Source organism: Microbacterium sp. ZW CA_36 (assembly GCF_044987475.1).
In the GTDB taxonomy this organism is placed as follows: domain Bacteria; phylum Actinomycetota; class Actinomycetes; order Actinomycetales; family Microbacteriaceae; genus Microbacterium.
Genome location: NZ_JBJDRL010000047.1, coordinates 12934 through 31628, shown reverse-complemented (window position 1 = coordinate 31628; position 18695 = coordinate 12934). Strand labels below are relative to the sequence as shown.

The 18695-nt window shown below is 69.6% G+C and carries 14 protein-coding genes; 6 read left to right on the top strand and 8 right to left on the bottom strand.

Features of this window, described 5'->3' with window-relative positions; translation table 11 throughout:
- Positions 1-141: 141 nt before the first annotated feature.
- Positions 142-1269 (bottom strand): THUMP-like domain-containing protein, encoded by a 1128-nt coding sequence (locus tag ACI3KX_RS16545; RefSeq protein WP_404910401.1) that lies wholly within the window; start codon positions 1267-1269, stop codon positions 142-144.
- A gap of 223 nt (positions 1270-1492) precedes the next feature.
- Here ACI3KX_RS16545 and ACI3KX_RS16540 point away from each other — a divergent pair, with 223 nt between their 5' ends.
- The 3 genes from ACI3KX_RS16540 (at position 1493) to ACI3KX_RS16530 (ending at position 6305) form a co-directional block, all read left to right on the top strand.
- Entirely contained in the window at positions 1493-2710 is a 1218-nt protein-coding gene (locus ACI3KX_RS16540) for a hypothetical protein (RefSeq protein ID WP_404910399.1), read from the top strand.
- 146 nt (positions 2711-2856) lie between these two features.
- Positions 2857-4752, top strand: a complete 1896-nt coding sequence (locus tag ACI3KX_RS16535) for a dynamin family protein (RefSeq protein WP_404910398.1) — start codon at positions 2857-2859, stop codon at positions 4750-4752.
- Positions 4749-6305 (top strand): dynamin family protein, encoded by a 1557-nt coding sequence (locus ACI3KX_RS16530; RefSeq protein WP_363358224.1) that lies wholly within the window; start codon positions 4749-4751, stop codon positions 6303-6305. The genes ACI3KX_RS16535 and ACI3KX_RS16530 overlap by 4 nt, the downstream gene beginning before the upstream one ends.
- Here the strand turns inward: ACI3KX_RS16530 and ACI3KX_RS16525 are convergent.
- From ACI3KX_RS16525 to ACI3KX_RS16510, 4 genes are all read right to left on the bottom strand, one after another.
- Entirely contained in the window at positions 6201-6656 is a 456-nt protein-coding gene (locus ACI3KX_RS16525) for a hypothetical protein (RefSeq protein ID WP_404910397.1), read from the bottom strand. The two genes, ACI3KX_RS16530 and ACI3KX_RS16525, sit on opposite strands and share 105 nt — an antisense overlap.
- A gap of 341 nt (positions 6657-6997) precedes the next feature.
- Positions 6998-7741, bottom strand: a complete 744-nt coding sequence (locus ACI3KX_RS16520; protein WP_363358222.1) for an IniB N-terminal domain-containing protein — start codon at positions 7739-7741, stop codon at positions 6998-7000.
- A gap of 124 nt (positions 7742-7865) precedes the next feature.
- Entirely contained in the window at positions 7866-10415 is a 2550-nt protein-coding gene (locus ACI3KX_RS16515) for a LuxR C-terminal-related transcriptional regulator (protein WP_404910396.1), read from the bottom strand.
- 24 nt (positions 10416-10439) lie between these two features.
- Positions 10440-12212, bottom strand: coding sequence for an Hsp70 family protein (locus ACI3KX_RS16510; RefSeq protein WP_404910395.1), 1773 nt, complete (start codon positions 12210-12212; stop codon positions 10440-10442).
- 413 nt (positions 12213-12625) lie between these two features.
- On the opposite strand from ACI3KX_RS16510, the gene groES reads away from it, so the two are divergent.
- Positions 12626-12922, top strand: coding sequence for a co-chaperone GroES (gene groES, locus ACI3KX_RS16505; RefSeq protein ID WP_308867967.1), 297 nt, complete (start codon positions 12626-12628; stop codon positions 12920-12922).
- Positions 12923-13179: 257 nt separating this feature from the next.
- Positions 13180-14118, top strand: coding sequence for an EamA family transporter RarD (gene rarD, locus ACI3KX_RS16500; RefSeq protein WP_404910400.1), 939 nt, complete (start codon positions 13180-13182; stop codon positions 14116-14118).
- Positions 14119-14120: 2 nt separating this feature from the next.
- On the opposite strand, the gene ACI3KX_RS16495 is transcribed toward rarD, so the two are convergent.
- The 3 genes from ACI3KX_RS16495 to ACI3KX_RS16485 form a co-directional block, all read right to left on the bottom strand.
- The gene (locus ACI3KX_RS16495; protein ID WP_404910394.1) at positions 14121-14465 is read right to left on the bottom strand and encodes a metal-sensitive transcriptional regulator; all 345 of its coding nucleotides are present in this window, start codon (positions 14463-14465) and stop codon (positions 14121-14123) included.
- A gap of 73 nt (positions 14466-14538) precedes the next feature.
- Positions 14539-16866 (bottom strand): heavy metal translocating P-type ATPase, encoded by a 2328-nt coding sequence (locus ACI3KX_RS16490; protein WP_404910393.1) that lies wholly within the window; start codon positions 16864-16866, stop codon positions 14539-14541.
- On the bottom strand, positions 16866-17075 hold the full coding sequence (locus ACI3KX_RS16485) for a heavy-metal-associated domain-containing protein (RefSeq protein WP_349426474.1): 210 nt from the start codon (positions 17073-17075) through the stop codon (positions 16866-16868). Before ACI3KX_RS16485 ends, ACI3KX_RS16490 begins: the two co-directional genes overlap by 1 nt.
- Before the next feature lie 314 nt (positions 17076-17389).
- On the opposite strand from ACI3KX_RS16485, the gene ACI3KX_RS16480 reads away from it, so the two are divergent.
- Positions 17390-18667, top strand: coding sequence for an ABC transporter substrate-binding protein (locus ACI3KX_RS16480; protein ID WP_349426475.1), 1278 nt, complete (start codon positions 17390-17392; stop codon positions 18665-18667).
- Positions 18668-18695: the final 28 nt, after the last annotated feature.

Genomic DNA, 18695 nt, shown 5'->3' with positions numbered 1-18695 from the left:
CCTCCCGCACCGCGCGCCCACCTGCCGGCCCTCCCCGTCTGTTCACTTGCGCTGAACGTACGGAAAGTACGGCCCCGGCCGTACATTCAGCGCAAGTGAACCCGGTATCAGGAGGGTGAGCGCGGCATCCCGAGGCAGCGGTCAGACGCGGTCGGCGAGGATCGCGGTGCGCTTGTTGCCGATCCGCGTGAGCAGCAGCGTGGCCGACGCCGATCCGCGGAGCTTCAGGCGGGTGCGCAGCGCCGCGGGATCGACATCCACTCCGCGCTTCTTGATCTCCAGGCGCCCGATGTCACGCTCGCGGAGGGCCTTGCCGAGCGCCTTCACCTCCGCCGGCAGCACCTCGCGCACGCGGAAGGTCGACACGAAGGGCGAGGTGAGGGCGGCGTCCGACGTGAGGTAGGCGATGTGCTCGTCGAGCATGCCCGCCTCGAGGCTGCGGGCGACGTCGCCGATGAGCCGTGCGCGGATGACCGCGCCGTCGGGCTCGTGCACGTAGGCGCCGAGCTCGCGAGCGGGCTCGTCGGCGGCATCCGTCTCCGCCGTCAGCTCATGCGCCCTGTCGTTGCGGATGACGAGCGCCGCTCGCCGCACGCCCTCGCGCGCGAGCGCGCCGGACCACAGCACGAGCTCGACGGTGGAGCCGTCGGCGCTCACCCACTGCGCCTCGACGTCGTCGGGGATGACCTCACGATCGAGGCCGGGCCCGAGCTTGACGCCGACGGGCATGCGTCGCGCGAGGCCGAAGACCCAGTCGAGCGACGGCGACCAGTCCTCGGGACGGGTGCGTGTGGTCTCGGCGTGACCGGCGGTGCGGCGCGCGGGATCGAGCCACGCGGCGTCGACGCCCTCGAGATCCGCCTCCTCCGCGGTGCCGTGGCGCACCTCGACGTCGGCGCCGAACGGGGCCAGGTTGTAGGCGGCGATCCCCGCAGTGATCTCGTCGGCGTCGACCGCCGTGACGCGCAGGCCGAGGCCGGCGAGACCGAGCGCGTCCCCGCCGATGCCGCAGCCGAGGTCGGCGACATGGGCGAAGCCGGCATCCCGGAAGCGCGCCGCGTGGCGGGCCGCGATCGGCAGGCGGGTGGCCTGCTCGAGCCCTGCGCGCGTGAACAGCATCCGCTCGGCCAGTTCGCCGAACTTCGGCCGCGCGCGCGTGCGCAGCCGTGCCTGCCCGACGACCGCCGACACGAGGTCGGGGGAGTGACCGTCGCGACGGAGCCGCGTCACCGCCCGCGCGACATCGTCGGACGAGTCGACCGGCGGCATGGCGTCGAGCAGCCGGAGCCCCTCGGGCGTCAGGAGCGCCTCGAATTCGGAGAGTTCCACCTGCCGAGCCTACGGGGGTACCCCGGGCTGCATCCCCGAAACCCCCACCGGATCCCCCTCCACGCAGGGGGGAAGTGCGGGGAACCTCCGGATGTGGCCGCGACCGCCCGGGAAGAGACTCTTCATACACCGCCACCCTGGCTCAGCGAGAAAAGGATCAATCATGGCTGACGACAACACCAACGTGCTGGGTGTTCAGACGAACATCGAAGACGTCCTCTCCAACAACGAGGTCGGGAACACCGACGTCGAGGTCGAGGACAACGTTGTCGGCAACGACGGAAACGTGGTCGGCAACGACACGGACGTCGATGTCGAGGACAACAACGTCAACAGCGCGGTCGGCAACGACGACAACATCGTGGACAGCGCCGTCGGCAACGACATCGCTTCCGACAACGAGATCGGCAACACCGACGTCGACGTCGAGGACTCCGGCAACGGCAACTTCTCCGACAACGTGGGTGGCGACGCCACCGACATCGACGACTCCGGCAACGGCAACTTCTCGGGCAACACCGACAACTCGGACAACTCGGACAACTCCGACAACTCCGACAACTCGGACAACTCCGACAACTCGACCAACAACGCCGCTGTCGGCGTGGGCAACCAGTCGGACAACTCGGACAACTCGGACAACTCGGACAACTCGGACAACTCGGACAACTCGGTCGAGAACGAGCTCGAGGTCGACGTCGAGATCGAGGACTCGTTCAACGACAACTCGGACAACTCGACGGACGACAACCGCGACATCGAGGACGCCTACAACAGCTACACGGACTCGTTCAACGAGACCACGCTGAACGACGACTCGGTCACCGTGGGTGTGCGCCAGTACAACACCGGTGTCGGCGGCGACCTCAACATCGGCGGCGTTCTGGGTGGCGGCGCTGCTGCCGCGGCGGCTGGTGCTGCCGGTGCACTGAGCCTCGAGCTCGACAACCGTGCTCAGGTCGTCGACCAGTCGGTCAACCAGTCCTTCGGCTTCGTCGACGGCGACGTCGAGCAGGACTTCGACCAGGAGGCCGTCGCCAACTCGGGCGACAACGGCGCTGCTGCCGGCGACGACGCGACCGTCGACAACTCGTGGACCAACACCGAGGTCGGCGACATCTCGATCGGCAACACCTGGATCGAGACGCACATCAGCGACTCCTTCCAGGACAACTCGACCAACGAGTGGAACGAGTTCGAGGTCGAGATCGACGACTCGTTCAACGACTACTCCGACCACACCAACGTCGAGGTCGAGATCGAGGACGCCTTCAACGAGGAGTTCAACACCGAGGTCGAGAACGACTTCGAATGGGAGAACAGCGGCAACTTCTTCAGCCCGGGTGGGGACGTCGCAGGCGACGACCTCATCGATCTCTGATCCCTCTCAAGCCTTGCCCGGTCGCCTCTGAAGAGGCGGCCGGGCAAGACCAATTTACGATGCGGATCGATCGCCCGGTCCGCAGCCCCCGAGGTCGCTCCGATGCCGTAGCGTGATGCGGGGGAGATGCGTCGAGGGGGACACAGGTGTCTGAAGCTGTAGCCGTCAAGAAGCCGAGCCGGGAGGATGCCGAGCCGGCGGCGCCGTCCGCGGTGGAGCGTTCGACGAGCAAGGCGCTCGTCACGATCGTCGACAACGTCGGTCAGCTCGCCTCATCGACGGGGCGCGCGGACCTGGCGCGGCGTCTGGAGAACACCCACGAACGACTGCAGGACCCCAACGTGCGGGTCATCGTCGTCGGCGAGTTCAAGCAGGGCAAGAGCAAGCTCATCAACGCCCTCGTGAACGCCCCGGTGTGCCCCGTCGACGACGACGTCGCAACGAGCGTGCCGACCTCGGTCGGCTATGCCGCGACCCCCGATGCATGGGTGACCCTGCAGTCCGCGAATGAGTCCGAGGCGCCGGTCCGTCAGCAGATCGCGCTGGAAGACATCGCACAGTTCGTGTCGGAGCGCGGCAACCCCGCCAATGAGCGCAGAGTCGTCGCCGCCGAGGTCGTGCTCCCCCGCGAGCTGCTGAAGGGCGGACTGCGACTGGTGGACTCACCCGGTGTCGGAGGGCTCGACTCGACGAACGCCCTCGCCACTCTGGCGGCGCTGTCATCTGCGCATGCCGTCCTGCTGGTGTCCGATGCCTCGCAGGAGTACACCGAGCCCGAGGTGCAGTTCCTCAAGCACGCCATGCGCGTGTCGCCGAACGTGGCCGCCGTGCTCGCCAAGACCGACATGTATCCCCAGTGGCGCGACATCGAGCGCATCGATCGCGCGCATCTCGGCGACCTCGGGGACGTCCCGATCTTCGCGGTCTCCAGCGATCTGCGCCTCATCGCCGCCGAGGAGCAGGACCGCGAGCTCAACAGCGAGTCCGGATTCCCCGCGCTCGTGGCGCACCTTCGGCAGGAGGTGCTCGGCCGCGCGGAGATCATCCACGCGCGCAGCGCCGTGCACGATCTGGTGTCGGTGGTCGAGCAGCTGAAGATGTCGCTCACCTCCGAGCTCGAGGCGATCCTCCACCCGGAGAACACCCCGAGGCTCATCGCGCAGCTCGAAGATGCGAAGGCGCGCGCCGACGAGTTCCGCGGTCGCTCCTCCAAATGGCAGATCACCCTGAACGACGGCGTCGCCGACCTCATCTCCGACATGGAGCACGACCTCCGTGACCGGCTCCGCAAGGTGCAGCGCGAGGCCGAGGATGCGATCGACGAGGGCGACCCCGGCCCCATCTGGGACCAGATCACCGAATGGCTCGACCAGCGGGTGTCGGCGGCAGTCTCGGAGACGTTCGTGTGGACCGACGAGCGCTCACGGTGGCTGTCGGAAGAGGTCGCCGAGCTGTTCAGCGAAGGTGAGGCCGGCCTCCCGCTCATCGACGTGGGCGACACCGAGGGCGTGCTGGACCCGGTCGAGGGTCTGTCCGACCTCGGCCATCGTCAGATGGGCGCAGCCGAGAAGATCTTCATCGGCGTCCGCGGCTCGTATGGCGGCGTGCTCATGGTGGGCCTCGCGACCGGCCTCATCGGCCTGACCCTCATCAACCCGCTCTCGCTCCTCGCCGGCGTGCTCGTCGGCCGCCGGGCGTATCGCGAAGACATGAGCTCGCGGCTGTCCCGCCGGCGGTTCGAGGCGAAGTCCCTCGTCCGCAAGTACCTCGATGAGGTGCAGTTCCAGGTGGGCAAGCAGCTGAAAGACCGCCTGCGGCTCGTCCAGCGGGCGGCGCGCGACCACTTCGGCAGCATGGCCGACGAGATCCACCGTTCGTTGTCGGATGCGATGCTCGCCGCCAAGCAGGCGGCCGGCACCTATGCCGGAGAGAGCGAGAAGCGGGTGAAGGAGCTGAACGCCCAGGTGCAGCAGCTCGAGGCACTCCGGGCCAAGATCCCCGCCCTGCCCCCGGCGCGGGCCGTGGAGGCGGCGAAGCGGTGAGGACCACCACCCAAGACGATACGGCCGCCCTCATCCGCGCCGCATCGGAGCTCTATATCGACGACCCCGCGGCCATGGACGTGCTGTCCGACCTGGATCGGCGGCTCCGGGAGCCGCTGCGTCTGGCCATCGCGGGGATGGTGAAGGCCGGGAAGTCCACACTCCTGAACGCGATGCTGGGCGAGCGGCTCGCGCCGACCGACGCCGGCGAGTGCACCCGGGTGGTCACGTGGTACCGGTACTCGGCGACGCCCACCATCACGCTCCACCCCCACGACGGGCCGCCGCGGCGCATGCCGATCCATCGCGAGGAGGGCCGCCTCGTCCTCGAGCTCGGAGACATCTCGCCGGACGAGACGGCGTGGATCGATGTGGGGTGGCCGTCGACCGGGCTGCGCAATCTCATCCTCATCGACACGCCGGGCATCGCATCGCTCTCGAAGGACGTCTCGGCGCGCTCCACCGACTTCCTCGTTCCCGAGACCGAGCCGTCGTCGGCCGACGCGATCGTGTACCTCATGCGCCATATGCACGCGTCCGACCTCAAGTTCCTGGAGTCTTTCCGCGACACCGCCGCAGGAGCTTCACAGACGGTCAACGCCGTGGCCGTGCTGTCGCGCGCCGACGAGATCGGCGCCGGCCGCATCGACTCCCTGCTGTCGGCCGGCAAGGTCGCACGGCGCTACGAGAAGGACGGCGAGCTCGCGGCGCTGTCGCTCGGAGTGGTCCCGGTCGCCGGACTGCTCGCCGAGAGCGCACGGACGATGCGCGAGGACGAGTTCACCTCATTCCAGGAGCTCGCCTCCCTCGAGCGCAAGGCACGAGAGGCGCTCATGGTCTCTGCCGATCGGTTCGTGCGACCCGCCGATTCCACGTCGCTGAGCGAGGAGGTTCGCCGTCAGCTCCTGAGCCGCTTCGGCATCTTCGGCGTGCGTCTCGCCAGCGCTCTCATCCGCACCGGCGCCACCGACTCCACACAGCTGTCGGAGCAGCTCGTGCAGCAGAGCGGGCTCAACGAGCTCCAGCAGTTCATCCGGCTGCAGTTCCGTACGCGAGCGGCGGCGCTCAAAGTGCGGGGCGTGCTCGACGCTCTCCAGACGCTCCTGCGCGACAGCCCGCGGCCCGGCACCGAGACGATCGTCGGGGGAGTGGAGCGGATCTACGCCTCCGCGCACACGCTGCGCGAGCTGTCGCTCCTGGCCCGCGCACGATCGTCCGATCTGCCGTTGAGCCGGTCCGACGCCACTGAGGCGGAGCGGATCATCGGAGGTGAGGGCCCGTCCGCATCGGCCCGCCTCGGGCTTCCCGATTCGGCGACGCAGCAAGAGCTGCGCGACAAGGTCGAGGAGCTGCTGGCGCGGTGGCGAAGACTCAGCGCGTCTCCGATCGCGGAGCGGGCGACGGTCGAGGTGGCGCGTCAGGTGATCCGCAGCCTCGAGGAGGTGGCGTCAGAAGTCGCCCTCGCCGCCCCCGGCCCGACGGACGTCGTACTTGCGGGCGGTCCATTGCAGCGCGCCCCGGAACGAGCTGAAGAGGAGCGCGAGGAGGGCTAGCGACCACTGTGCGAAGAGCACCTGGCGAAGCACGGGGCCGTGCTCACCCGTGGCGAAGAATTCGGACGACAGCAGGAAGAGCCCGATCTGTCCCACCACCGTCGCGAGCTGCCACCACCGGGCATTCGGCTTTCGGTTCGAGAACGACACGAGCAGCACGATCTGGATCAGCAGCAGGGTGACCGCCACGGCGAAGACGGACCAGAAGAGGATGTCGGCGGCAGCCGTGTACGTCTCCTCGCTGCGCCCCTCCGCGACGCCCTTCACGACCTCCGTGATGAGCGGCACCTGGTCTTCGCGGATCACGAAGAGGTAGACGACCGCGACGCCACCGGCGAGAAGGCTGAGCACCCACAGGAGCTGACTGAGGCGCACCGTGAACGGCGGCGGACGCTTCGTCAGAACGGGCGCGACGTTCGGGCTCGCCGTCGGCGGACGCTCCGGCGCTTCACGCCGCTCTCGCGGCGGAGGTGGAGGTGGCGGAGTCCGGTCGCGTGAGGGGCTCGGCTGCGGGGCCACCACCTCGGAGGCGGGAACCTTCGCCACCGGCACGCGACCGATCGCCGTGCCGGTCGGCGGCGCCGTATCTCCGAAGCTCGGCGGCTGAGGCTTCGGGCGCGCGCTCGCGCGCCTTGGGTGTGCCAAGGCGCGCGAGCGGTCGTCGTCGTCTTCCGGATCTGTCACGTCGGGCCTCAGAACTCCTCCTCGGACTCCGGCTCGATGTAGGTCTCGTCGATGGAGATGGCCGTCGCGTCGTCGGACTCGTAGTTGCCCTCGTTCGACACGTCGACGTCGGTCGCCGTCTCGGTCGTGGTGGTGTCGTTGAACGACTCCTCCACCTCGACGTCGACCGCCACATCCGTGGAGTTGTCGTTGACGGAGTCTTCGACGCCGACCTCGATGTCGGTCTCGGTGTTGGTCGAACCGTCGTTGAACGAGCCGTCGATGTTCGTCGTCGTGTCCTCGTTGCCGATGCTGACATCGCCGACGGTCGTCGTGTCGTTCGAGTTGTCGACGGTGGCGTCCTCGCCGGCGGCGGCGCCGTTGTCGCCGCTGTTGACCACAGCCTCCTGGTCGAAGATCTGGTTGACGTCGCCGTCCGCCCAGATGTTCTGGTTGACCGACTGGTCGACGATGGTCGCCCGGTTGTCGATCGAGAAGGACTGGGTGATGTTCGTGATCTCCTTCTCCACGGTCGTCGGCTTCGGAGGTCCGGGAGGGGCCGGCGGTCCCGCCGGCTTCGGATACACGTCGGGGCGGTCCACGATGACCGGCGCGACGGCCCGGACGTCGTCGACGCAGGCGTCACTGAGCCCGTTGCGGGCGAGCGTGCCCTGCGGGTCCTCCTCGAACTCCGCGGCTGCCGCGGGGTCATTGAGCAGACTGAGGATGAACTCGATCAGTGCATCGGCGATTGTTGCGAGCGGTGTTGTCATGTCTCGGCTCCTGTCACTTCGAGGCTCATTCTCGAGAGTAGGTGGTTGGTGTGTTCGGTGAATCGGGGGTTTCCCCGATGCGGATGGGGGACGGCACGGGGATCTGCGCGGGCAGGCGAGGGCATCAGGTGTCCCCGTCCGCGGAAGGGCCGCTCGGGCTCAGCGCGACACGCAGTTTGGCGATCAGATCCGAGCGCGACGTCGCTCCGAGTCGGCGCCGGATGCTCGCGATGTGATGCTCGGCCGTGCGTGGCGAGATGAAGATCGTCTCGCCGATCTCGGCGTACGTCTTGCCCTGCACGACCAGGCGTGCGACATCCGTCTCGCGCTCACTGAGTCCGGCGGCCGCGCTCGCGCGCGATGCCGGGGAGCTCTCCGCCGATGCATCGGTCGTGCGGGTCTCCTGCGGGTGCAGTTCGCGCGCGCACGCGAGCAGGCGGGCCGAGACCTTCCGGTCGTCCGAGCGGTTGGCGCCGTGTCGCGCGAGACGTGCGGCGTCCCACCTCAGTCCGATGGCGCCGAGTCCCTGGGCCGAGGCTTCGACGGCGTCGGCGTCCACCGTCCCGGCGAGCACCGACGTCCAGAGGCGCCCGGCGGTGGCCATCGTCGCCGCGACGCGGCTGCCGGGCGCGGCGTCGACGAGCGCGTGCGCGTGCGGGCCGAGGTAGTCGGGGTGGTCCAGCAGGATCCCGCGCTGAATGCCGGCCCACCGCAGGTGCGCGGCCCAGAGCGGCGGCGAACCCAGCGACTCCACGATGTGCAGGGCCTGCACGAACAGCGGCTGCGTCGCCGACTCGTCACCGACGCGCGCAGCGGCGGTCACGAGTTCCGCGACCGGCAGCAGAGTGTAGAGGTCGACGTCGGCGTCCAGCAGGCTGTCGCGCCCGGACTCCCAAGCTTCGGCGAGGCCTGCGGCATCCTCGTACCGTCGCGCGAGGCCGACGCGGATGGCGTGCGCCAGCAGGTCGTCCCGCGGCACCGGCGTCGGTGCGAGGGCGAGGGCGGCGTCGAGGTCCTCGCGCGCCTTCCCGCCCTGGGCGAGACCGAGTGCGATCCACGCGCGCCACAGCAGCAGCCGGGAGAGCATCCACGGTGTTCCCGTGTGACCCTCGATCGCCGCGTCGATGACGGATCGCGCAGTCGAGAGGTCGCCGGAGCTGATCGCGGCGACCGCGGCGATCACGGCGGGAAGCTCCGGCATGGGTGCCGAGGACCGGGACGCGGTGTACAGGTGGGATCCGCGAACGAGGTCGGCGAGCGCGGTGTCGGCCTGGTCTGCCCGCAGCGATGCACGCAGACCTCGATGGACGAGCTTCATCGCAACGGTGAGGGTCGAGGGCGCCGCGAGCGCGGCCGTCGCCGTCTTGCCCTCGTCATCCTGCGCGCAAGGATCCCCGACGCCGATCCGGGTGATGTACTCGCGAGCGGATGCCTCGGCCGACGCGGGAGGGAGCACGTCGTAGACGGTGCACCCGGTCTGCAGCATCCCCCGCATCGACCAGGTCGCCGCGGCGACATCGGCGAGCCGGGCGTCCACCGCGGCGTCGCGCTCGCCGGACGCCATGGCCTCATCGATGAGGTGCGCGGCGCCGTCGACGTCTCCGGTCGCCCAGGCCACCTGCGCCCGCTTCGCATGCAGGTCGGCGGACGATGTCCCCGCCTCGGCGGCGGCGCGGTAGAAGCTGCCGGCGCGCACCGGATCCGCGTCGAGCAACTGGTCCCCGCGTTCGACGAGCGCAGCCACCAGACGAGGGTCGGACACGTCCGACAGCCAGTCGGTTCCGTGCTGGGCAGCCGGGTCGACACCCCCGGGGTGGGTCGTCAGCAGTTCGACGAGCCGGCGCGTGGGAAGGGTTGCGCGGACGGCGGCGCGCACGACGGGCACCGGACGTCCGTTGCGCAGGAGCAGGCCGTCGGCGTATGCCTGGACGAGGATCCCGTCCGACTCGCCCCGCAGCTCGGAGTCGAGCGGATTCGCCTCCGCCGCCGCCACGCTGACCGCTTCGACCGCTCGCCTCACGTCCGTGTCGACCACCCCGAGGCGGTGTGCGACGCTCTGCTCGAGCACGCGACCGAGCGCTGAGTGGTCGATGTCGTCGGCGCAGTCCCTCTCGTCGTGTGCCGACAGCGCCGCCGACACGAGCCATGAGACGCCGCCGGTGATCTCGAGGATGTGATCCAGGCACGGCGCCGGGATGTCGCGGCCGGTTCCCGCGAGGTAGTCCAGGACGTCCGAGCGCGTCACGTGTCCGAGGACGACCGCCGGGCGGCTGCGCTCCAGGTGTCGTGCGATGCTCGCCAGCTCGTGGGAGCTCGGCCACGGCCTGCTCGTCACGACGAGCGCGGTGTCCGGATCCGCGGCCCGCGCGATGAGGCCCTCGATCTGCGCCGGCGGCAGCAGATGCAGATCGTCGACGAGCAGCACGCTGGCGGCGGGAACGCCCGTCACGTCGGTGTCAGGCCCGAGCAGGTGCAGCGGCACACGGTTGCGGGTGAGGAATCGCTGCGCGCCGCGCAGGATCGTCGACTTGCCCGATCCGGCGTTGCCCGAGATGAGCACGCGAGGCGGCGTGTCCTGTGTGGTGAGAGCGTCGATGAGAGGATGCGCGTGTCGCGATCCTGTGAAGTCGGCGGCGTCGAAGAACGTAGCCAGTGCGGCTGTCGGCGTTGACATGTGATTCCCCAGGCGATCCCGGCGTCAGGGGACGATCTCGGGAGCGGGTGAGGTCTGAGGGGCCGGCTGCAGATCAGCGGGGACCGGCTCCGGCTCAGGGTCGGCCGGTGGGGTCGTGGGCTCCGGCTCGGGGTCGGCCGGGGGAGTCGTGGGCTCCGGCTCCGGCTCGGGTTCGGGCTCCGGCTCCGGCGCTGGGTCCGGCTGGGTGGTCGGTTCCGGTTCCGGCTCGGGCTGCGTCGTCGGCTCGGGCTCCGGCTGGGTGGTCGGTTCGGGTTGCGGCTGCGTCGTCTGCCCCGGCGTGTCGTCGCCGCTCGACGTCGGCGTGGTGCCCGACGATCCGGCGGCCGGCTTCGTGGACGTGCCTTCCTTCGTCGTGGTCGTCGTGGTGGTGGTCGACTTGTTCGGCCCCGCCTTCGAGACGGGAGCGTCGCTCCGGGGGGTCGGCTTCCCGGCCTTCGGATTCGCCGTGCCGCCCGACCCCTTGTCCGGCTCGGGCGCCGTCGCCGTCTCGGCCGCGTTCGTGTCACCGGCGGGCTCCACCTGCGCGGCGGCCTCGGCCTCGGCGTCGGCGTCGGCGGGTGCGGGAACCTGCTCCCAGCCCGACAGTGACAGGAAGGTGCCGCTGCCGTTGCCGAGCGTCATGGTGCTGCCGAAGACGATCGCGGCGGCGACGAGGGCCGCCGCGGCAGAGATGGCGATGTAGTGGCGCGCGCCGTGAGCCGACGATGCCGCGACGGGGGCGACCGGTGCCGCGAGCGCAACGCCGGCCGGCACGAGGAGCTCCAGCCCACCGGCCGAGGCGCCTTCGAAGACGACGAGTTCGCCAGGAGCGGCGATCTCGCGATCCATCGCGCGGATGAGCGCCGTGTGGGCCGCGCCGAGCGCGATGGACGCCTTCGGATCCGCGTCGATCGCGGTCGGGCGGTCCAGATGCTCGGAGATCCGCTGCGTGACCAGCGGGATCCGCGATGATCCGCCGATGAGCAGCACCGACTCGAGCTGCTCGGGGTCGACCTCTGCCGCTTCGAGGGCATCCTCGAGCACGTCGACCGTCTGTGTGACGTACGGATCGATCATGTCCTCGAACTCGGCGCGCGTCAGCCGCACGCTCGAGCGGCCGGCCTGCAGCAGGACCGGGATGACGACGTCGGAGTCGAACGACAGCGCCTCTTTGGCGTCGACGCATTCGCGACGAAGCTGCGACAGCGCGACCCGCGCGTCGGCGGACGAGTCGTCCAGCGCCTCGGGCGAGACCTCCGCGGAGCGCAGCACGTGGCGCACGACGGCGTCGTCGAAGTCGGCCCCACCGAGATTGTCGAGTCCCATCGGCTCTCCGACGAGCTCGAACGAGGTCTCGGTCTTGCGCAGCAGCACGCAGTCGAACGTGCCGCCGCCCAGGTCGTAGACGGCGAGGGTCTCTCCGGGCTCGAGCACGCGCGACGCCTCGTAGTGCCGCGCCGCAGCTTCGGGCTCGGTGATGAACTCCACGTCGCGGATGCCGAGCGCGGCGAGCGCCGAGCTGATCGTTCCCACACGGTGCGGACCCCACATGGCAGGATGCGTGACGATGACACCTGCCGGCGCGCCACCCTCGCGTTCGGTCACCGCGTCGATGACGCCCGCCACGGTCTGCGCGTACAGCTGCTCGGGCGGGATCGACTGGTCGCCCACGACCAGCGGCACGTCGTCGCCGATGCTGCGTTTGAACTCGCGGATCAGTCGCTCGGGCGCGGTGACGCCGCGGCGTTCCGCCGCATCCCCGAAGAGGAGATCGCCATCCTCGGCGACGAAGACCACCGTCGCGACGCTGTCCGCGCGTCGCCCGAGTGGAAACGCCGCAGCCGTGATGCTGCCGTCCGAAGCGACGCGCGCTGTCGCTGCCCCCAGCCTGCTGGTCCCAAGATCCACAGCCAGGAAATACCGCTCAGCCATGTTGAAGCATGCCCCCACATCGTGTGCGAGCTCCCCCGAACTCGCAGCGTTCTCACTCCCCAGAGAGTGAGCCGCTGCTGTGATGATACGCCGGGGCCCGACAAAGCCTCAAGAGCATGTAACAGTTGTGTTTCCGCCAGGTGTCTGCGACGCGCGCGGTATGACGTCACGATTGGCACTCACGTTGCATGAGTGCCAGACCGTTGCCTAGACTGTCATCAGCACTCTCAACGTCAGAGTGCTAACGAGTCTTAGTCTCAAGAAAGAAGAGGTAGACCGTGTCGGTTTCCATCAAGCCGCTCGAGGACCGCATCGTCATCAAGCAGGTCGAGGCCGAGCAGACCACGTCCAGCGGTCTGGTCATCCCCGACACCGCCAAGGAGAAGCCCCAGGAGGGCGAGGTCGTGGCGGTGGGCCCGGGTCGTATCGACGACAACGGCAACCGCATCCCGCTCGACGTCGCCGTCGGCGACCGCGTGATCTACAGCAAGTACGGCGGCACCGAGGTGAAGTTCGGCGGTGACGAGCTCCTCGTCCTGTCGGCTCGCGACGTCCTGGCGGTCGTCGTTCGCTGAGTTCCGCGCACTGCGCGTGACCTCGAGGGTCGGATGCTTCGGCATCCGGCCCTCTCGTCATGTCCGGAGTCTTTGGGCCGGTGCCGCGTGGCAGGATTCCGTGCAGGCTCGGCAGGGAACGGATGCCGCGGGCCGGCGCAGCGGGCCGGCACCGCGCGGGGCGGGCGTAGGCTGACTCGGTGAGTCGCGAGCAGTCGTCCCCGTCGGAACGTGGCACCGTGGACGGGCTCGACCCCTCGACGGCGCTGGACCTCGGTGTGACGACCGGCAGCCGTCGAGTCGCGGATGCCGCCGCCGAGGCGCGCGAGCGCACGCTGGGCGGCGTCTACGCGTTCAGTGCGTATCTGCTGTGGGGTTTCCTGCCGCTGTACTTCCTGCTGCTGGCGCCGACGGGTCCGTGGGAGATCGTGGCGTGGCGCATCCTGCTGTCCCTCGTCTTCTGTGCGCTGCTGCTCACGGTGACGCGCACGTGGCCGCGGCTGGCGGCGATCTTCCGGCAGCCGCGTGTGCTGGGGCTCACCGTGGTCGCGGGTCTCCTGATCTACGTCAACTGGCAGGTCTTCATATACGGCGCGCTGAGCGACCAGGTCATCGAGACCAGCCTCGGCTACTTCATCAATCCGATCGCGACCGTGCTGCTCGCCGTACTGGTGCTGCACGAGCGTCTGCGCGCGACGCAGTGGGTGGCGATCGGCATAGCCGCTGCGGCGGTGGCCGTGATCGTCATCGGCTACGGCGACTTCCCGTGGATCGCGCTCACGCTCGCGGCGTCGTTCGGTGTCTACGGGCTGGTGAAGAAGAAGGTGGGTCCTTCGGTCGACGCCGTGAGCGGTCTCACCCTCGAGACGCTGTGGTTGACGCCGATCGCGGTCGTCGTGCTGGCGATCGTGGGCGCGACGGAGGGCCTCACGATGGGGTCGAGCGGATGGCAGCACACCGTGCTGCTGAGCCTGACGGGCGTCATCACCGCCGTGCCGCTGCTGCTGTTCGCGTCGGGCGCCCGCCGCGTGTCGCTGACCACGATCGGGCTGCTGCAGTTCGTGGCGCCGATCCTGCAGTTCCTGATCGGGTGGCTCGTGCTCGGCGAGCCGATGCCCCTCGAGCGCTGGATCGGCTTCGCACTCGTGTGGGTGGCGCTGATGGTGCTCACCGTCGACTCGGTGCTGCACGCCCGGCGTTCGCGCGCCGGCGTCTGAGATCAACGCACGAGGCGGGCGATGGCCTGCGTGGCCTCGGTGATCTTGGCGTCGGCGGCCTCGCCGCCCAGGCGTGCCGCATCCACCACGCAGTGACGCAGGTGGTCGTCGAGTAGGCCGACGGCGACCGCCTCGAGTGCGGAGGTCAGGGCGCTGATCTGCGTCAGGATGTCGATGCAGTACTTCTCGTCCTCCACCATCTTGTGGATGCCGCGAGCCTGCCCCTCGATGCGCTTCATGCGATTGAGGTACTTGTCCTTGTCGGTGATGTAGCCGTGGTGCGAGGCGTCGCCCTCCGGCGAAGCCGCGTGGTCGAGGTCCGTCTCGCCGTGCGTGTCGATCGTCATGTCTGTGAGTCCTTCATTCTGAACAACGTCCATCATGTATCCAGGGCAGGGTCGCGCGCAGGTCGCAGCTCGGCTAGGAGGCGGCGATCGCCTCCGCAGCAGCGGGCGCTTTCGCCCGCGAGGGATCGGATCGGCCGCCGGAGAGGCTGCGGAACCGTCGCAGCCGCAGGCTGTTGCCCACCACGAAGACACTCGAGAATGCCATCGCCGCTCCCGCGATCATAGGGTTCAGCAGGCCGAGCGCCGCGAGCGGCAGGGCCGCCACGTTGTAGGCGAAGGCCCAGAACAGGTTCACCTTGATCGTGCCGAGCGTCGCGCGCGACAGGCGGATGGCGTCGGCCGCGCTGCGCAGGTCGCCGCGCACCAGGGTGATGTCGGATGCCTCGATCGCGGCATCCGTCCCCGTTCCCATCGCGAGGCCCAGGTCGGCCTGTGCGAGAGCCGCGGCGTCGTTCACGCCGTCGCCGACCATGGCGACGACGCGCCCCTCGGACTGCAGCTGAGTGATGACGGCGACCTTGTCGTGCGGCAGCACCTCGGCGATCACGCGCTCGATACCGACCTCGTCGGCGATCGCACGGGCCGCTGCGGCGTTGTCGCCGGTGAGCAGCACTGGGGTGAGCCGGAGTGCCCGCAGCTGGGCGACCGCCTCGGCGCTCGTCGGCTTGACCTGGTCGGCGACCACGAAGAGGCCTCGCACCTCTCCGTCCCACGCCGCCAGCACCGCGGTGCGTCCCAGCGCTTCGGCCGACGCCTTCGCGGTGGCGAGCTCCGTGGGCAGGGCCAGCGCCCAGTCCGCCAGCAGCGACTCGCGTCCGACGAGCACGGCGTGCCCCTCGACGACGCCCGACACGCCCTTGCCCGGAACGTTCTGGAACGACTCGACCGAGGGGAGTGGTCCGGCCTGGTCGGCGGCGCCGCGTGAGATCGCCTGCGCGATGGGGTGCTCGGAGGCGTGCTCCAGCGCTCCGGCGAGACGCAGCAGCTCGGTACGGGCGCCGGCTGCGGCATCCGACGTCACGGTACCCCGGGCGACTACGACGTCGAGGAGGGTCATGCGGCCGGTCGTGACGGTGCCCGTCTTGTCGAGCACGACGGTGTCGACGGTGCGCGTCGATTCGAGCACCTCGGGACCTTTGATCAGGATGCCGAGCTGCGCGCCGCGGCCGGTGCCGACGAGAAGCGCGGTCGGGGTGGCGAGGCCCAGGGCGCACGGGCACGCGATGATCAGCACGGCGACGGCCGCGGTGAACGCCATCGACGCGGGGGCGCCGGTGAGCAGCCACCCCGCGAGCGTCGCCAGCGCGATGAGCAGGACGATGGGCACGAAGATGCCCGAGATCCGGTCCGCGAGGCGCTGCACCTGGGCCTTGCCCGACTGCGCGTCCTCGACGAGGCGCGCCATCTGAGCCAGCTGGGTGTCGTCGCCCACGCGCGTCGCGCGCACCACGAGGCGCCCGCCCACGTTGACCGTGGCGCCGACGACGGCGTCACCCGGGGCGACCTCGACGGGCACGGACTCGCCCGTCACCATCGAGGCGTCGACGGCCGACGTGCCCGAGGCCACGACGCCGTCGGTCGCGATCTTCTCGCCCGGCCGCACGACGAACTCGTCGCCGACGTGCAGGTCGGCGATGGGCACACGGACCTCGTCGCCCGTCGGCCGCAGCACCGCCACGTCCTTGGCGCCGATCTCGAGGAGGGCGCGGAGGGCCGCGCCGGCGCGGCGCTTGGACCGCTGCTCGAAGTACCGGCCGGCGAGCACGAACGTGGTGACCCCGGCCGCGACCTCGAGGTAGATGTCACCGGCCCCGTCGCTCGCGGTCACCGACCACTCGAACGCGTGCGTCATGCCGGGCATGCCGGCGTGGCCGAGGAACAGGGCGTAGAGCGACCAGAGGAACGCGGCCGAGACGCCCAGTGAGATGAGCGTGTCCATCGTGGCGGCGCCGTGGCGGAGGTTGATCCACGCGGCCCGGTGGAACGGCCAGGCGCCCCACACCACGACCGGCGCGGCGAGCGCCAGCGACGCCCACTGCCAGTAGGTGAACTGCAGCGCCGGGATCATCGCGAGCAGGATCACCGGCGCCGACAGCACGATCGACCCGATGAGGCGCTGGCGCAGGCTCGTCAGCTCGGGATCGGCCACGTCGGTGGCCGGCTCGGCGGCGGGCGGGGCCGGAAGGGCGGCGGTGTACCCGGTCTTCACGACCTCATCGATGAGTGCCTGCGGGTCCAGTCCCGCCGGTACGCTCACGAACGCCTTCTCGGTGGCGTAGTTGACGGATGCCTCGACCCCGTCCAGCCGGTTGAGCCGCTTCTCGATCCGTGCGGCGCACGACGCGCACGTCATCCCGCCGATCTCGAGTTCGACCCGGGCGGGAGTCGAGGCCGCGGCCATCAGGCGCGGACCGCGCTGTAGCCGGCCTCGTCGACGGCGGCGATGACGGCGTCGTCGGCCAGCTCCGTCGAGGCGACGATCGTGAGGGTGCCGGAGGCGGCGCTCACCTGGACGTCTTCGACGCCCGCGAGCTTGGATACCTCGCCGCGCACAGACGCCTCGCAGTGCCCGCAGCTCATTCCCGTCACCTTGTACTGGGCCTCAGCCATCTCTTCTCCTCGTGTTGTCGGGGTGGGATACCCCTGTGGGGTACCGCGAGGACCAGTGTATACCGGCAAGGGGTATGCGGGCCCGGTTCGGGCGGGATCGCGCAGACGCGGGGCCGCGCGAGGCGGACCCGCGATGATCCGTCCACAGGCGAGGCGTCTGCCGGAGGCGTGGAATTGCCCGCCGATCACGGATTTCAAGCTGTTACAGATCGTTAACGAAAGGCAACATTGCAGGAGCCCGGCGGCGATTAGGTTTAGTGCACTGGGTCGGCGCCCGAGCCGTTCCCGTTTGCCATTACACAGCAAGGAGCAACATGAGCGTCTTCACCCGCTCGCGCACGTCCACCGTCCTCGGTGGCATCGCGCTCATCGGCGCCAGCGCCCTCGTCCTCGCCGGCTGCGCCGGTGGCGGCGACGGCGGCGACGAGCCCACCGAGAGTGCGGGGCCCGTCGACGAGCTGAGCCTGAAGCTCGGCACGGCTCTGCCGCAGACCGGCAACCTGGCGTTCCTCGGCCCGCCCGAGGAGGCCGGCGTGGCTTACGCCATGTCGCAGATCAACGACGCGACCGCCGACACCGGACTCGACCTCGACGTCGTCTTCGGCGACTCGGGCGACACCGACAACAAGGCGTACGAGACCGAGATCCCCCGCCTGCTCGGCGAGGACGTCTCGGCCATCATCGGCGCCGCGTCGTCGAGCACGTCGCTGCAGTTCATCGACCAGGTCACCGGCGCCGGCGTCATCCAGTTCTCGCCGGCGAACACGTCCGACGCGTTCACGACCTACGACGACAACGGTCTGTACTTCCGCACCGCCCCGTCGGACGTCCTCCAGGGCGAGGTGCTCGGCAACCTCATCGCCGAAGACGGGCACCAGACGCTCGGCATGATCGTGCTGAACGACTCGTACGGCACGGGCCTGGCCAAGTACGTCACCGAGGCGTTCGAGGCCGCCGGCGGCGAGGTCGTCGCGGCTCCCACCTACAACACGGGTGACACGAGCTTCGACGCGCAGATCTCCGAGGTCCTCGCGGCCGACCCGGACGCGATCGCCCTGATCACGTTCGAAGAGGTCAAGACGATCCTCCCCAGCCTGTTCGGGCAGTACCCCGCCGAGGACCTCTACTTCGTCGACGGCAACCTGGCCAACTTCGGCGACCAGTTCCCGGCAGGTTCGCTGACGGGAGCCAAGGGCACGTTCCCGGGTCTGTCGCTCGACGCGATCACGGACTTCACCGACGCGCTCCAGACCTTCAACACCGATGAGGGCAACGAGCCGCTGACGGAGTTCACCTACGCAGCCGAGTCGTACGACGCGACGATCCTGCTCGCGCTGGCAGCCCTCGCCGCGGGCACGACCGACGGAACCGCGATGGCCGAGAAGCTCATCGAGGTCTCGGGCGGCTCGGGCGACGGCGAGAAGTGCGACACGTACGCCGACTGCGCCGCGATCATCGTCGGTGGCGGCACGGCCGACTACGACGGCATCTCGGGCCCGATCACGTTCGACGAGGTCGGCGACCCGACCGAGGCGTCGATCGGCATCTACCAGTTCGGCGACGACAACACGTACGCGGCCTACGAAGGCTGATCGTCTCCTGACGCGAACGGCCCCGGGT

Excerpts from the sequence above, each read along its gene's own strand:
- ACI3KX_RS16545 (WP_404910401.1), bottom strand. The coding sequence starts at position 1,269 with ATGCCGCCGGTCGACTCGTCCGACGATGTCGCGCGGGCGGTGACGCGG.
- ACI3KX_RS16540 (WP_404910399.1), top strand. The coding sequence starts at position 1,493 with ATGGCTGACGACAACACCAACGTGCTGGGTGTTCAGACGAACATCGAA.
- ACI3KX_RS16520 (WP_363358222.1), bottom strand. The coding sequence starts at position 7,741 with ATGACAACACCGCTCGCAACAATCGCCGATGCACTGATCGAGTTCATC.
- ACI3KX_RS16515 (WP_404910396.1), bottom strand. The coding sequence starts at position 10,415 with ATGTCAACGCCGACAGCCGCACTGGCTACGTTCTTCGACGCCGCCGAC.
- ACI3KX_RS16495 (WP_404910394.1), bottom strand. The coding sequence starts at position 14,465 with ATGACGATCGACACGCACGGCGAGACGGACCTCGACCACGCGGCTTCG.
- ACI3KX_RS16490 (WP_404910393.1), bottom strand. The coding sequence starts at position 16,866 with ATGGCCGCGGCCTCGACTCCCGCCCGGGTCGAACTCGAGATCGGCGGG.
- ACI3KX_RS16485 (WP_349426474.1), bottom strand. The coding sequence starts at position 17,075 with ATGGCTGAGGCCCAGTACAAGGTGACGGGAATGAGCTGCGGGCACTGC.
- ACI3KX_RS16480 (WP_349426475.1), top strand. The coding sequence starts at position 17,390 with ATGAGCGTCTTCACCCGCTCGCGCACGTCCACCGTCCTCGGTGGCATC.